This is a genomic window from Bacillus rhizoplanae, from assembly GCF_917563915.1.
GTDB lineage: Bacteria > Bacillota > Bacilli > Bacillales > Bacillaceae_G > Bacillus_A > Bacillus_A rhizoplanae.
Genome location: NZ_CAKJTI010000014.1, coordinates 73,177 through 89,081 on the forward strand (window position 1 = coordinate 73,177; position 15,905 = coordinate 89,081).

The 15,905-nt window shown below is 36.3% G+C and carries 13 protein-coding genes; 6 read left to right on the forward strand and 7 right to left on the reverse strand.

Translation table 11 applies throughout. The annotated features are described in order from the left end of the window. Positions 1–2 precede the first annotated feature (2 nt). From rsmG to rpmH, 7 genes are all read right to left on the reverse strand, one after another. Complete coding sequence (gene rsmG / locus LRP84_RS14070) at positions 3–722, reverse strand: 16S rRNA (guanine(527)-N(7))-methyltransferase RsmG (protein ID WP_230575655.1); 720 nt, start codon at positions 720–722, stop codon at positions 3–5. 21 nt (positions 723–743) lie between these two features. Then, on the reverse strand, positions 744–2,633 hold the full coding sequence (gene mnmG / locus LRP84_RS14075; protein ID WP_230575656.1) for a tRNA uridine-5-carboxymethylaminomethyl(34) synthesis enzyme MnmG: 1,890 nt from the start codon (positions 2,631–2,633) through the stop codon (positions 744–746). A 19-nt stretch (positions 2,634–2,652) separates the two neighbouring features. After that, positions 2,653–4,029, reverse strand: a complete 1,377-nt coding sequence (mnmE, locus tag LRP84_RS14080) for a tRNA uridine-5-carboxymethylaminomethyl(34) synthesis GTPase MnmE (protein ID WP_230575657.1) — start codon at positions 4,027–4,029, stop codon at positions 2,653–2,655. 363 nt (positions 4,030–4,392) lie between these two features. Beyond that, the gene (jag, locus tag LRP84_RS14085; RefSeq protein ID WP_230575658.1) at positions 4,393–5,010 is read right to left on the reverse strand and encodes an RNA-binding cell elongation regulator Jag/EloR; all 618 of its coding nucleotides are present in this window, start codon (positions 5,008–5,010) and stop codon (positions 4,393–4,395) included. Next, a complete protein-coding gene (gene spoIIIJ / locus LRP84_RS14090; protein WP_230575659.1) occupies positions 5,007–5,774 on the reverse strand; it encodes a YidC family membrane integrase SpoIIIJ in 768 nt (255 codons plus the stop codon). The genes jag and spoIIIJ overlap by 4 nt, the downstream gene beginning before the upstream one ends. A 39-nt stretch (positions 5,775–5,813) precedes the next feature. Continuing rightward, complete coding sequence (gene rnpA, locus LRP84_RS14095; RefSeq protein WP_230575660.1) at positions 5,814–6,179, reverse strand: ribonuclease P protein component; 366 nt, start codon at positions 6,177–6,179, stop codon at positions 5,814–5,816. 78 nt (positions 6,180–6,257) lie between these two features. Further along, the gene (gene rpmH, locus LRP84_RS14100; protein ID WP_000831901.1) at positions 6,258–6,392 is read right to left on the reverse strand and encodes a 50S ribosomal protein L34; all 135 of its coding nucleotides are present in this window, start codon (positions 6,390–6,392) and stop codon (positions 6,258–6,260) included. 561 nt (positions 6,393–6,953) lie between these two features. On the opposite strand from rpmH, the gene dnaA reads away from it, so the two are divergent. The 6 genes from dnaA (at position 6,954) to gyrA (ending at position 15,626) form a co-directional block, all read left to right on the forward strand. Further along, entirely contained in the window at positions 6,954–8,297 is a 1,344-nt protein-coding gene (gene dnaA / locus LRP84_RS14105) for a chromosomal replication initiator protein DnaA (protein WP_230575661.1), read from the forward strand. Between the two features lie 181 nt (positions 8,298–8,478). Further along, on the forward strand, positions 8,479–9,624 hold the full coding sequence (gene dnaN, locus LRP84_RS14110; protein WP_230575662.1) for a DNA polymerase III subunit beta: 1,146 nt from the start codon (positions 8,479–8,481) through the stop codon (positions 9,622–9,624). A 122-nt stretch (positions 9,625–9,746) separates the two neighbouring features. Continuing rightward, complete coding sequence (gene rlbA, locus LRP84_RS14115; protein WP_098310159.1) at positions 9,747–9,959, forward strand: ribosome maturation protein RlbA; 213 nt, start codon at positions 9,747–9,749, stop codon at positions 9,957–9,959. 12 nt (positions 9,960–9,971) lie between these two features. Next, the gene (gene recF / locus LRP84_RS14120) at positions 9,972–11,099 is read left to right on the forward strand and encodes a DNA replication/repair protein RecF (RefSeq protein WP_230575663.1); all 1,128 of its coding nucleotides are present in this window, start codon (positions 9,972–9,974) and stop codon (positions 11,097–11,099) included. A gap of 38 nt (positions 11,100–11,137) precedes the next feature. Next, positions 11,138–13,060, forward strand: coding sequence for a DNA topoisomerase (ATP-hydrolyzing) subunit B (gyrB, locus tag LRP84_RS14125; RefSeq protein ID WP_230575664.1), 1,923 nt, complete (start codon positions 11,138–11,140; stop codon positions 13,058–13,060). 91 nt (positions 13,061–13,151) lie between these two features. Further along, positions 13,152–15,626 (forward strand): DNA gyrase subunit A, encoded by a 2,475-nt coding sequence (gene gyrA / locus LRP84_RS14130; protein WP_230575665.1) that lies wholly within the window; start codon positions 13,152–13,154, stop codon positions 15,624–15,626. Positions 15,627–15,905: the final 279 nt, after the last annotated feature.

Here is a 15,905-nt window from a genome sequence, read left to right on the forward strand (position 1 = left end):
ATTTATTTTTCAATAGGTAATTTATTCGGTGTCCCTGGTTTACGCGGATATTTATTTGGTGTTTTTCTCTTTTTCTCAATCGATAAGATATTACGTTCACTTTCCTCAAATGGTAATTGGAACGTAGCAATTCCTTTTAGTTCGCCACCAAGCACTTGCAAAGCATACTTGCCATTCTCAATTTCTTCGTTTGCAGCGGAACCTTTCATTGCAATAAATGTTCCCCCTACTTTCACAAGCGGCAAGCACAATTCACTTAAGACAGAGAGACGAGCAACCGCACGTGCCATTACAATATCAAAAGATTCACGTACGCCTTCTTTTTTTCCAAATGTTTCAGCACGATCATGACAAAACGCTACGTCAGTCAATTCTAATTTTGTTGCTAAATGATTTAAAAATGTAATACGTTTTTGCAAGGAATCGACAATTGTGACTTTTAAATTTGGAAAACAGATTTTTAAAGGAATGCTAGGAAACCCCGCTCCTGCACCAACATCACAAACAGAAAATGGCTTTGAAAAATCATGATAGAAAGCAGCTGTAATGGAATCAAAAAAATGCTTTAAATACACTTCTTCCTTCTCTGTAATTGCTGTTAAGTTCATTTTTTCGTTCCACTCAACTAACGTCTCAAAATAGATTTCAAATTGCTCTAACTGCCTAGCAGAAAGAGTAATACCTCTTTCTACTAGCATAGATTGAAATTGTTCTATATTCATCTCGCTATATCTCCTAACTATTTATTGGTTCGATACTCGTGCAATTTTTCCTTGTTCTATATACACAAGTAAAATGGAAATATCAGCTGGATTTACCCCGGAAATACGAGATGCTTGCCCCATAGATAGCGGACGGACATCTTTTAATTTTTGACGTGCTTCAGAAGCTATTCCAGAAATCGCATCGTAATCAATGTCAACCGGAATCTTTTTGTTTTCCATACGCTTCATACGATCTACTTGCTGTAAGGATTTTTCAATATATCCTTCATATTTAAGCTGAATCTCAACTTGTTCTGCCACTTCATCACTAATCTCTTCTTCACTTGGAGCAAGAAGATGAATATGCTCATATGTCATTTCTGGACGACGTAATAAATCACTCGCACGTATACCATCCTTTAGTTCACTTCCGCCAGCTTCGCGAATTAGCTCTTGTACTTCAGGACGCGGCTTAATAATAATACTTGCTAAACGTTCTTTTTCTTTTTCAATTTGCTCTTTTTTTACTGTAAAACGTTCATAACGCTCTTCTGGAATTAAGCCAATTTCATGGCCAATTTCTGTTAAACGAAGGTCTGCGTTGTCATGACGTAATAATAAACGGTATTCTGCACGAGATGTTAATAGACGGTATGGCTCATTTGTACCTTTTGTTACTAAATCATCAATTAAAACGCCAATATACGCATCTGAACGATTTAAAATCACTTCTTTTTTATCTAACGAACGACAGGCTGCATTAATACCCGCCATTAATCCTTGACCTGCAGCTTCCTCATAACCAGATGTTCCATTAATTTGTCCTGCTGTATATAAATTTTCTATTTTTTTTGTTTCAAGTGTTGGCCACAGCTGTGTTGGTACAATCGCGTCATATTCAATTGCATATCCTGTACGCATCATTTCTACATTTTCTAAGCCAGGAATGGTCTTTAGCATCTCACGTTGTACATCTTCTGGTAGACTTGTTGATAAACCTTGTACGTATACTTCTTGTGTATTTCGTCCTTCTGGCTCTAAGAAGATTTGGTGACGTGGTTTATCGTGGAAACGGACAACCTTATCTTCAATTGAAGGACAATATCTTGGGCCTGTTCCTTTAATCATGCCAGAATACATGGCAGAACGATGTAAATTTCCATCAATTAAACGATGCGTTTCTTCACTTGTATATGTTAACCAACATGGAATTTGATCCATGATGAACTTCGTTGTTTCGAAAGAGAATGCACGTGGTGTATCATCACCTGGTTGAATTTCTGTTTTGCTATAATCAATTGTACTACTATTTACACGCGGAGGCGTACCCGTTTTAAAGCGCACAAGTTCAAATCCAAGTTCTTCTAGATGCTCTGATAATCTCACAGATGGTTGTTGGTTATTTGGCCCACTTGAATATTTTAAATCTCCAACGATAATTTCACCGCGTAAAAACGTACCTGTTGTAATAACAACTGTTTTCGCTGTATATTCCGCTCCTGTTTGTGTAACAACACCTTTACATACGCTGTCTTCTATAATTAAGCGCTCAACCATAGCTTGACGCAGTGTTAAATTTGGTGTTTCTTCAATTGTTTTTTTCAATTCATGTTGATACGCAAATTTATCTGCTTGAGCACGAAGCGCACGTACGGCTGGACCTTTTCCTGTGTTTAACATACGCATTTGAATATGTGTTTTATCAATGTTTCTTCCCATTTCACCGCCGAGTGCATCAATTTCGCGAACAACAATTCCCTTTGCAGGTCCACCAACCGAAGGGTTACACGGCATAAACGCAACCATATCTAAGTTAATTGTTAACATTAATGTTTTTGCTCCCATACGAGCTGCCGCTAAACCCGCTTCACACCCCGCATGACCTGCACCGATTACAATAACATCATAAGAACCAGCGTTATATCCCATTTTCCATTCCTCCTTACGATTACTTTCCTAAACAAAATTGAGAGAATAACTGATCAATTAAGCTTTCGTGTACAGTGTCTCCCGTAATTTCACCAAGTATTTCCCACGTTCTCGTTAAATCAATTTGCACCATATCAATTGGTACGCCGCTATGAATAGCCTCGATTGCATCACCAATCGTCTTTTCTGCTTGTGCTAATAAACCAATGTGACGCGCATTCGACACATATGTCATATCTGCCGCTTCAATTGCTCCCTCAAAGAAGAGATCAGCAATTGCCTGCTCTAGCTCATCTACACCTTTTTCTTCGATTAAAGCTGTTGTAATAACACGAGCTGAACCAGCTAATTGTGTAACGCGCTCCATATCAATTTGCTGCGGTAAATCTGTTTTATTTACAATAACAATAAAATCTTTTCCTTGCACCGCTCGGAATAATTCTTCATCTTCGTTTGTTAACACTTCGCTATAGTTTACAACTAGAAGAACTAAATCCGCTTTATTCATCATCTCTTTTGAACGCTCTACACCGATTTGTTCTACAATATCCTCTGTTTCACGAATTCCAGCTGTATCAATCAGTTTAAGGGGTACACCACGTACGTTCACGTATTCTTCAATAATATCTCGAGTCGTTCCTGCTATATCCGTTACAATCGCTTTCTTTTCTTGTACAAGACTATTTAATAAAGATGACTTTCCAACATTCGGTCTTCCAATAATAGCCGTTGCAATTCCTTCACGCAAAATCTTTCCTTGCTTTGAAGTTTGCAATAACTTCCCAATTTCTGATTGAACGTATTCCGCCTTCTCAATTAAAACTCCGTGCGTCATCTCTTCTACATCATCGTATTCCGGATAATCAATGTTCACTTCTACATGAGCTAATGTTTCCAAAATTTCTTGACGCAGACGACCAATTAATTTTGATAAACGACCTTCCATTTGGTTAATCGCAACATTCATTGCCCGATCTGTTTTCGCACGAATTAAATCCATAACCGCTTCTGCTTGCGATAAATCGATACGTCCATTTAAAAAAGCACGCTTTGTAAACTCCCCTGGCTCTGCCAAGCGAACACCTTGCGATAAAATAAGTTGTAATACTTTATTTACAGAAACAAGGCCACCATGACAATTTACCTCAACGATATCTTCACGCGTAAATGTCTTTGGTGCCCGCATAATTGAAACCATAACTTCTTCAATAACTTTATTTGTATCTAAATCCACGATATGCCCATACTGAATTGTATGAGATGGAACTGTCGTTAAATCTTTCCCTTTAAAAATGCGATTTACCTTCTCTACCGCATCATCTCCACTTACTCGAACAATGGCAATTGCACCTTCTCCAAGAGCTGTGGAAATTGCAGCAATTGTATCAAATTCCATGTTCTTTCACCTCACTTACTTATTTCTCTCTATTTCAACACGATTTTTTCTTTCACTAAATTATTAGGATACCATAACGAAACTGTGTAAAAAAGAATAATAACTTATTTTATTATGTCCCCTCATAAAACGCACTAAACTTATCCACTGTGTATAAGTTTAGTGCGTTTTATTTATCCACAGAAAAATTCCTGTCTTCATATTTTATCCAGTAAAAAACCGGCACTCAAATGAGTTACCGGTTTATCCCGCTCTAAAGGACAGTAAAACTCCCACTTCAATCTTCTAAGAAATTCAAAGCAGATAGGCTGCCCATAAAAACCTGATTCGTTCAACTAGCCAACTGTTTAGGATAGTTTCACTTTATTTTGGAGATACGACAACATGTCGATGTGGTTCTTTCCCTTCAGATGTCGTAATCACATATGGATGACTTGCAAGTGCTTGATGTATAACTTTTCTTTCAAAAGAAGGCATTGGTTCTAATACAATTCTTTTTTTCGTATTGCTAACTTGCTTTGCTAACCGAAGTGCAAGTGACTCTAGTGTATCTTTTCGTTTATCACGATAATTTTCAGCATCGATTGTTACACCGATATATTGTTTCGTGCTACGATTCGCAACAAGCTTCGTTACATATTGTAAGGAATTTAGTATGTGCCCTCTTTTTCCAATTAACGTACCAACATCACTACCGGAAAGTGTAAAATGAATTTCACGTCCTTTTACCTCTTTTCCAACAATTACATCAACATCCATTTCTTTTATGATACTTTTCAAGTAAAGTTCCGCTTCTTCTACAGGATCTTTTTTTACAATAACCTCTACAATAGCAGGACGTCCTCCAATGAAACCGAGAAAAGCCTTTTTACCTTCATCAATGATGCGAATCTCCACTTTATCGCTTGATACTTGTAATTGTTCTAATGCGGATTGCACTGCCTGTTCGACTGTTTGTCCTTTAGCAGTAATCATACTCACTTACTTGATCCTCCTGCCTTACTAGCCTTAAGATCCGGCCCTTTGATCAAATATGTTTGTGCAATACCAAAGATGTTACCTACTACCCAGTAAAGAGATAATGCAGCTGGGAAGTTAATTGCGAAAACTAAAATCATGATAGGCATAAGCCATAACATCATTGTCATTTGTGGATTTTGCCCAGCAGTACCAGCCATTGACAACTTTTGTTGAATAAACGTTGTAATTGCCGCAAGAATTGGCAGAATGTAATATGGATCAGGATGACCTAAGTCAAACCATAAAAAAGTATGTTGTTTAATTTCTGCCGTTCTTATAATCGCATGATAAAATGCAAATAAAATTGGCATTTGAATAAATATTGGTAAACAGCCTGCTAATGGATTTACACCATATTTTTGATACAATTGCATCATTTCTTGTTGCAATTTTTGTTGAGTCGCTTGATCTTTAGAACTATATTTCTCTTTTAATTTTGCCATTTCAGGTTGCAATAATTGCATTGCTTTTGTACTCTTTGTTTGCTTAATCATTAATGGCAGCAACGCAAAACGAATGATAAGAGTTGTAACAACAATCGCTAAACCATAGTTATTACCAAATAATTTTGCAAAAAACGTGATTAACTGAGAAAGTGGGTATACGAAATATTCATTCCAAATTCCTGTACTTTCCGGTGTAATCGGCTGATTTGTTTGATTACAGCCAGCAGAAATTGCCGTGACAGCAATAACCATGACTAGTAAGCCTATCTTTTTTTTCACAGCCTGCTCCTCCTTGTTTCGGTATGTATATAGTGTAATTCATTTTCCTCTTATTTCGCTACTTTTTGCCAGTTTTACTCCTGAGCGCTGCAGAGCATGAATTAAGCTTTTCTTTAATTGTTCATAGTTCATCTCTGAACAAGGCTTCCTTGCTATTATAACAAAATCCTTTCCAGAATCTATCTCATCTTTTAATTCTGTAAAAGCTTGACGAATCATACGTTTAATACGATTACGCATGACCGCATTCCCTAGTTTTTTACTAACGGAAAGACCTACTCGAAAATATGGTTGATTTGGTTTTTCTAACTGATATACAACAAATTGACGATTGGCATTTGATTTTCCATTTTGAAAAACAGCTTGAAATTCCTCATTCTTCTTTACACGATTCTTTTTCTTCATATCAATTGAACACTCCTGTATTTTGCCAGCGGAAAATTCATAATTACTAGAAAAAAAGACCACTGAACGATCAGTGGCCTACGCAGATAATACTTTTCTACCTTTACGACGACGAGCTGCTAAAACTTTACGTCCGTTCGCTGTGCTCATACGGCTACGGAAACCATGTACTTTGCTACGCTTACGTTTATTTGGTTGATAAGTTCTTTTCATTATATGACACCTCCCTGAGGAATAACTGTTAAAGACAGTCCTATAAATTATAGTTAATTTGGTAGGAGAATGTCAATGCCTCTCGAGATTTTAATAAAATATTCATTTTTTACCTATTCACAATGTTGTTCACAGTACCTTTCATCGGTTGTGGATAATTTTTTTCGCCACTTTTTTATATCCACAAACCATTTTTTGTTTTTACACAGTATATCGTATTGTGGACAAGTTTATTCCACAAGGTATTGATTTTGTGGATAACTTTTTAAAATACATTGCCATTGCTATCTTTTTTTGATATTATAGTTGTGTTTTCACCTTGGACAAGTTTTCCACAATTATTATTTATCCACAAATTGTGCATAACTTGTGGACATGTATAACCACATGTGCATAAAGAGTTTTCCACAATGTGTTTTTTTGTCGAAAACTCTATTTCGTATTTGAACCGCTTTTTCACTTTTAAAAAGTGTTACGTATAAATATACAGTGTTATTTTGTTGTGTTGTACAAACATTAAACACTTTGTTACTTATCATCTTTTGTAAAGGAGGGACACCTTTGGAAAACATTTCAGATTTATGGAATAGCACCTTAAAAGAACTAGAAAAAAAAGTGAGTAAGCCTAGTTATGAAACATGGCTTAAATCTACAAAAGCTTATTCTTTAAAAAAGGACGTTTTAACCATTACAGCTCCAAATGAATTTGCACGTGATTGGTTGGAATCCCACTATTCAGATCTTATTTCGGAGACAATCATTCATTTAATGGGGGCAGAGCTTGAGATTCGCTTTATCATTCCACAAAGTCAAACAGAAGAGGAATTTGACTATCCTCCTATTAAAAAAAATACAACAACGCATGATGAACCTAATCATTTTCCGAAAAGCATGCTCAATCCAAAATATATATTTGATACCTTTGTAATCGGTTCTGGCAATCGCTTTGCCCATGCAGCTTCGTTAGCTGTAGCTGAGGCACCAGCTAAAGCATACAATCCCTTATTTATTTACGGGGGAGTTGGTCTTGGAAAAACGCATTTAATGCATGCAATTGGTCATTATGTTATCGAACATAATCCAAACGCAAAGGTCGTTTATCTGTCATCTGAAAAATTTACAAATGAGTTTATTAATTCTATTCGTGATAATAAGGCCGTTGATTTTCGTAATAAATATCGGAACGTCGATGTTCTACTTATAGACGATATTCAATTTCTTGCTGGAAAAGAACAAACACAAGAAGAGTTCTTCCATACATTTAACGCGTTGCACGAAGAAAGTAAGCAAATTGTAATTTCAAGTGATCGTCCGCCAAAAGAAATTCCTACATTAGAAGATCGCTTACGTTCACGCTTTGAATGGGGACTCATTACAGATATTACTCCTCCAGATTTAGAAACAAGAATTGCGATTTTACGCAAGAAAGCAAAAGCTGAAGGTCTGGATATTCCAAATGAAGTTATGCTCTACATCGCAAATCAAATTGACTCTAACATCCGTGAATTAGAAGGTGCTCTAATTCGTGTTGTAGCGTATTCGTCTTTAATTAATAAGGATATTAATGCCGATTTAGCTGCTGAGGCACTAAAGCATATTATTCCAAATTCAAAACCAAAAATTATTTCAATTTATGACATCCAAAAAGCTGTAGGGGATGTTTTTCAAGTGAAATTAGAAGACTTTAAAGCGAAAAAGCGTACAAAATCAGTCGCTTTCCCTCGTCAAATTGCAATGTATCTGTCTCGTGAACTAACAGATTCATCCTTACCAAAAATCGGTGAGGAGTTTGGAGGTCGTGATCATACTACAGTCATTCACGCACATGAAAAAATTTCAAAACTGTTAAAAACAGATGCACAATTACAGAGGCAACTTGAAGACATTCACGATATTTTAAAGTAATATGATGTGAATAACGTGAATAACTCTCTTTATTTTATACACAGTCTATCCACATGTAGATAGACTGTTTTTCCGTATTCTAAATGAGTTATCCACATATCCACAAGACCTATTACTATTACTACTAATTTTTTATTATTATTAAATAAAACCAATTTTATACTTGCCGGAGGTTTTCGTTATGCATTTTTCAATTCAAAGAGATTACCTTGTCAGAAGTGTACAAGATGTAATGAAAGCTGTTTCCTCTCGTACAACAATTCCAATTCTTACAGGGATTAAAATCGTAGCAAATGAAGAAGGTGTTACATTAACAGGTAGCGATGCGAATATATCCATCGAATCCTTTATTCCAATTGAAGAGGATGGAAAAGAAATTGTAGAGGTCCTACAATCAGGAAGTATTGTTTTACAAGCAAAATATTTTAGTGAAATTGTAAAAAAATTACCGAAAGATACAGTTGAAATTTCTGTCGAAAGTCATTTTATGACGAAAATAAAATCTGGAAAATCCGAGTTTAACTTAAATGGTTTAGACTCAGCTGAATATCCATTGTTACCACAGATTGAAGAACATCATGTATTTCAAATTCCAACAGATCTGTTAAAACATATGATTCGTCAAACTGTTTTTGCTGTATCTACATCAGAAACACGCCCGATCTTGACAGGTGTAAACTGGAAAGTATATAACAGCGAGTTGGTTTGTATTGCAACAGATAGTCATCGTTTAGCGCTTCGTAAAGCGAAAATTGCAGGACAAACTATTTTGAATGAATTTCAAGCAAATGTTGTTATTCCAGGAAAAAGTTTAAATGAGTTAAGTAAAATTCTTGATGAATCAGAAGAAATGGTAGATATTGTTATAACGGAGTATCAAGTGTTATTCCGGACGAAACATTTATTATTCTTCTCTAGATTGTTAGAAGGTAACTATCCTGATACAACAAGACTAATCCCACCGGATAGTAAAACCGATATTTTTGTAAATACAAAAGAATTTTTACAAGCAATTGATCGAGCTTCTTTATTAGCAAGAGATGGACGTAATAATGTTGTAAAATTAGCAACTTTAGAAGATCAAATGTTAGAAATTTCATCGAACTCTCCAGAAATCGGAAAAGTAGTAGAAGAAGTTCAGTGCGAGAAAATTGAAGGTGAAGAGTTAAAAATCTCCTTTAGTGCAAAATATATGATGGATGCATTAAAAGCATTGGATAGCACAGAAATTAAAATTAGCTTCACTGGTGCAATGAGACCATTTTTAATTCGTACAGTGAACGATGATTCCATTACTCAATTAATTTTACCAGTACGTACGTACTAAAAGGATAGGGTTACTAGTGTAGATGTACTGGTAACCCTTTTGATTTTTCCCTATTACTTTCCTAATGCTTGTTTATTTAGTACAATGAAAGAATGAACACTTTTAGAAAGTGAGCGATTTGTATGAAACATATTCAAATTTCGACAGAATATATTACATTAGGACAATTTTTAAAACTGGCTGACGTGATTGATACAGGCGGAGCAGTAAAATGGTTTTTACAAGAGTATGAAGTGTATGTGAATAAAGAGCCTGAAAATAGACGAGGGCGAAAATTATATACAAATGATATTGTTGAAATTCCGGGGATCGGAACATTTCAAGTTCAAGGATAAAGGGGGATCCCTTTGTATATTACAGAATTACATTTACAAAACTATCGCAATTATGAACAGTTAGATCTCTCCTTCGAAGATAAAGTAAACGTAATTATTGGTGAAAATGCGCAAGGAAAAACAAATTTGATGGAAGCGATTTATGTATTAGCGATGGCTAAATCTCATCGAACTTCTAATGATCGTGAACTTATCAGATGGGATGAAGATTGTGGTAAGATAAAAGGGAGACTGCAAAAACGAAATAACTCTTTGTCCTTAGAACTGAACGTTTCCAAAAAAGGGAAAAAGGCAAAGTTAAATCAGCTTGAGCAACAAAAATTGAGTCAATATATTGGCGTAATGAATGTGGTTATGTTTGCTCCTGAAGATTTAAACCTTGTAAAGGGAAGTCCTCAAGTACGAAGACGTTTTTTAGATATGGAGCTTGGACAAATAGCTCCTGTATATTTGTATGAATTAAGTCAATACCAAAAAGTCCTTACACAGCGTAATCATTTGCTCAAAAAAATGCAAGGAAACAGTATGAATGATGAAGCTATGCTAGATGTGTTCACACTTCAACTCGTTGAACATGGTGTAAAAGTATTAAAAAAACGTTTTGAATTTTTACGTTTATTGCAAGAATGGGCAGCTCCAATTCATCGGGGAATTAGCAGGGGACTTGAGGAGCTAGAAATAGTCTATAAACCAAGTATAGATGTATCAGAATCCATGGATTTGTCGAAAATAAAAGAAGTATACTATGAAAGTTTCCAATCTGTGAAACAACGTGAACTCTTCCGTGGTACAACCTTAATTGGGCCTCATCGTGACGATTTACAATTCTTCGTTAATGGTAAAAATGTTCAAGTCTTTGGTTCGCAAGGGCAACAACGAACGACCGCACTTTCCCTAAAGTTAGCTGAAATCGAATTAATTTATTCAGAAGTTAACGAATATCCCATCCTTTTATTAGATGATGTGTTATCAGAACTAGATGATTATCGACAATCACATCTGCTTAATACGATTCAAGGAAAGGTGCAAACGTTTGTGACAACGACAAGTGTTGATGGAATTGAGCATGATACATTAAAACAAGCAAAAACAATTCATGTAACGAACGGCACAGTGGATTGTGGAGAAGAAGATAAATAGCTTCTGTCTAAATGGAAAAGTAGGTGATCTTTGTGTCAATGGAACAAAAACAAATTGAAGAAAACGCATATGACGAAAGCCAAATACAGGTGTTAGAAGGACTAGAAGCAGTTCGAAAACGTCCGGGAATGTACATTGGTTCAACGAGCGGAAAAGGTCTTCATCATCTTGTATGGGAAATTGTTGATAACAGTATTGACGAGGCATTAGCAGGATATTGTGATGAGATTAATCTAGCTATTGAAGAAGACAATAGTATTACAGTAACAGATAATGGCCGTGGTATTCCGGTTGGGATGCACGAGAAAATGGGTCGCCCCGCTGTAGAAGTTATCATGACAGTTCTTCATGCGGGTGGTAAATTTGGTGGCGGCGGTTATAAAGTTTCTGGTGGTTTACATGGTGTAGGTGCTTCTGTCGTGAATGCATTATCAACGGAGTTAGAGGTATTTGTTCATCGTGACGGGCAAATTCATTATCAAAAGTATGAACGTGGTATTCCAGTTGCAGACTTAAAGGTGATTGGGGATACAGATCATACAGGAACAGTAACGCGTTTCAAACCAGATGCAGAAATTTTTACTGAAACTACGGAATATGAATTTGATACGTTAGCAACTCGTTTACGAGAACTAGCGTTTTTAAATCGTAATATTAAACTAACAATTGAAGATAAACGTGAACATAAACAAAAGAAAGAATTCCATTATGAAGGCGGTATTAAGTCTTATGTGGAACATTTAAATCGCTCTAAAGAACCGATACATGAGGAACCGGTATATGTAGAAGGTTCGAAAGACGGCATTCAAATTGAAGTTGCTCTTCAATATAACGAAGGATATACAACTAACATTTATTCATTTACAAATAACATTCATACGTATGAAGGTGGTACGCATGAAGTTGGATTTAAAACAGCATTAACACGTGTTATTAATGATTATGGTCGAAAAAATAATATTTTAAAAGATGCTGATAGTAATTTAACGGGTGAAGATGTTCGTGAAGGTTTAACGGCTATTGTATCCATTAAACACCCAAATCCACAATTTGAAGGGCAAACGAAAACGAAACTCGGAAATAGTGAAGCGAGAACAATTACGGAATCTGTTTTCTCTGAAGCGCTTGAAAAGTTTTTACTTGAAAACCCAAATGTCGCTCGGAAAATTGTAGATAAAGGAACAATGGCAGCACGTGCTCGTGTAGCTGCGAAGAAAGCTCGTGAATTAACGCGTAGAAAGAGTGCGCTGGAAGTATCAAGCTTGCCAGGTAAACTTGCAGATTGTTCTTCTAAAGATCCTTCTATTAGTGAAATTTATATCGTAGAGGGTGATTCCGCGGGTGGTTCTGCGAAACAAGGGCGTGATCGTCACTTCCAAGCAATTTTACCGCTTAAAGGAAAAATTATTAACGTAGAAAAAGCACGTTTAGATAAAATTTTATCAAACGATGAGGTGCGAACAATTATTACTGCGCTTGGCACTGGTATTGGTGGAGATTTCGATATTGAAAAGGCGCGTTATCACAAAGTTATTATTATGACGGATGCTGATGTCGACGGCGCTCATATTCGTACCCTATTATTAACGTTCTTCTACCGTTATATGCGTCAAATTATTGAGCACGGTTATATATATATTGCACAGCCGCCATTATATAAAGTGCAACAAGGTAAGAGAGTTGAGTATGCTTACAACGATAGAGAACTTGAAAATATATTAGTGGAGATTCCGAAACAACCAAAACCAGGTATTCAACGCTATAAAGGTCTTGGAGAAATGAATCCAACGCAGCTATGGGAAACAACAATGGATCCAGAAGTACGTTCACTTCTTCAAGTTTCGCTTCAAGATGCAATTGAAGCAGATGAAACATTTGAAATTTTAATGGGTGATAAAGTTGAACCGCGTCGTAACTTTATCCAAGAAAATGCAAAATATGTACAAAACCTTGATATTTAATGATTGATGACAGGAATCGGAGTATTCCTGTCTTCTACGTATAAATGAACATGGTATATCGATCGGAAATGTAATGAGGAGGTGCTGGTTGATGTCAGACAACCAACAACAAGGCCGAATTCGAGAAATTAATATTAGCCAAGAAATGCGTACCTCGTTTTTAGATTATGCGATGAGCGTTATCGTATCTCGTGCACTGCCAGATGTTCGTGATGGATTAAAACCTGTTCACCGCAGAATTTTATATGCGATGAACGATTTAGGAATTACTGCTGATAAAGCGTATAAGAAGTCTGCGCGTATTGTTGGTGAAGTAATTGGTAAGTATCATCCGCATGGTGATTCAGCTGTATACGAGACAATGGTGCGAATGGCTCAAGACTTTAGTCAACGTTATATGCTAGTAAATGGACATGGTAACTTCGGTTCTGTCGATGGTGATTCGGCGGCCGCGATGCGTTATACAGAGGCAAAAATGTCCAAGATTTCTATGGAACTATTGCGTGATATCACAAAAAATACAATTGATTATCAAGATAACTATGATGGTTCGGAAAGAGAACCAATTGTATTACCTGCGCGCTTTCCTAATTTATTAGTAAATGGTGCAACTGGTATCGCGGTTGGTATGGCAACGAATATTCCTCCGCATCAGCTTGGTGAAGTAATTGATGGGGTATTAGCGTTAAGTCACAATCCAGAGATTACAATCGCAGAATTAATGGAGTATATTCCCGGCCCAGATTTCCCAACAGCTGGTCAAATTCTTGGACGAAGTGGAATTCGAAGAGCGTATGAAACAGGGCGTGGTACAGTAATTCTTCGCGCAAGAGTAGAGATCGAAGAGAAGGCAAATGGGAAACAATCTATTATTGTAACTGAACTACCATATCAAGTGAATAAAGCAAGGTTGATTGAAAAGATTGCGGAGCTTGTTCGAGACAAAAAGATTGATGGTATTACAGATTTACGTGATGAATCAGATCGAAATGGTATGCGTATCGTCATGGAATTACGACGAGATGCAAATGCAAATGTGTTATTGAATAACTTATATAAACATACAGCACTTCAGACAAGCTTTGGTATTAATATGCTATCGCTCGTAAATGGAGAACCAAAAGTATTAAATTTAAAAGAATGTCTATATCATTACCTGGAGCATCAGAAGGTCGTTATCCGTAGACGTACTGCATATGAATTAGAGAAAGCAGAAGCTCGTGCTCATATTTTAGAAGGTTTACGCATCGCGTTAGATCATCTTGATGAAGTAATTACTCTAATTCGTAATTCGAAGACAGCAGACATTGCAAAGCAAGGATTAATGGAACGTTTTGGTTTAAGTGAAAAGCAAGCACAAGCAATTTTAGATATGCGTTTGCAACGTTTAACAGGATTAGAGCGCGAAAAAATCGAACAAGAATATCAAGAACTACTTGCATTGATTGCGGAGTTAAAAGCAATTCTCGCAGATGAAGAGAAAGTTCTTGAAATTATTCGTGAAGAATTAACAGAAGTTAAAGATCGCTTTAATGATACACGAAGATCAGAAATTACAATTGGCGGTATGGAAGCAATCGAGGATGAAGATTTAATTCCAGAGCAAAACATTGTAATCACACTTACTCATAATGGGTATGTGAAACGATTACCAGCTTCTACGTACAAAACGCAAAATCGTGGCGGACGTGGAGTTCAAGGTATGGGGACGAACAATGATGATTTTGTAGAACATTTGTTAACAACATCTACACATGATCATATTCTATTCTTCACAAATAAAGGGAAAGTATACCGGACGAAGGGATATGAAATCCCAGAGTATAGCCGTACAGCTAAGGGTATACCAATTATCAACTTATTAGAAGTAGATAAAGATGAATGGGTAAATGCGATTATCCCAATCCGAGAATTTAGTGATGACCATTACTTATTCTTTACGACGAAACAGGGTATTGCAAAAAGAACACCACTTTCATCGTTTGCTAACATACGTAATAATGGTTTAATTGCAATATCACTTCGTGAAGATGATGAAGTTATTTCTGTTCGATTAACAACAGGCGAAAAAGATATGATTGTGGGAACAAGTAATGGTATGTTAATTCGCTTCCATGAACAAGATGTTCGCTCGATGGGACGTAATGCAGCGGGTGTGAAGGCTATTACGTTAGGTGAGGAAGATCAAGTAGTTGGCATGGAAATCGTTGAAGAAGAAATGGATGTCTTAATTGTAACGAAAAACGGTTATGGTAAGCGGACACCAGTTGAAGAATATCGCCTCCAAAGCCGTGGGGGTAAAGGTCTTAAAACATGTAATATTACAGATAAGAATGGCAAGTTAATTGCTGTTAAGTCTGTAAATGGTGAAGAAGATATTATGCTGATTACAGCAGCAGGTGTGTTAATTCGTATGCCGGTTGATCAAATCTCTCAAATGGGACGTAATACGCAAGGTGTTCGTTTAATTCGTTTAGAAGGCGAGCAAGAAGTAGCGACGGTAGCAAAGACACAAAAAGAAGATGAAGAAGACATACAAGAAGATCAAGAAAGCTCAGAAGAATAAGGGGATTCTCCTTATTCTTTTTTTTTATAAAAAGTGCTTGCATAGGAGGAGTGAAGTCTATATAATAGGCAGAGTCAGCAATTCACTGAAACAAAATGTTACAACAAGTTGTTGACGAACATGAAATGTTATGTTATATTATAAAAGTCGCTGAAACGCGATATTGAACTTTGAAAACTAAACGAAACAAACAACGTGAAACGTCAATTTTTATTTATGATGCTAGACAAACACTTTATTGGAGAGTTTGATCCTGGCTCAGGATGAACGCTGGCGGCG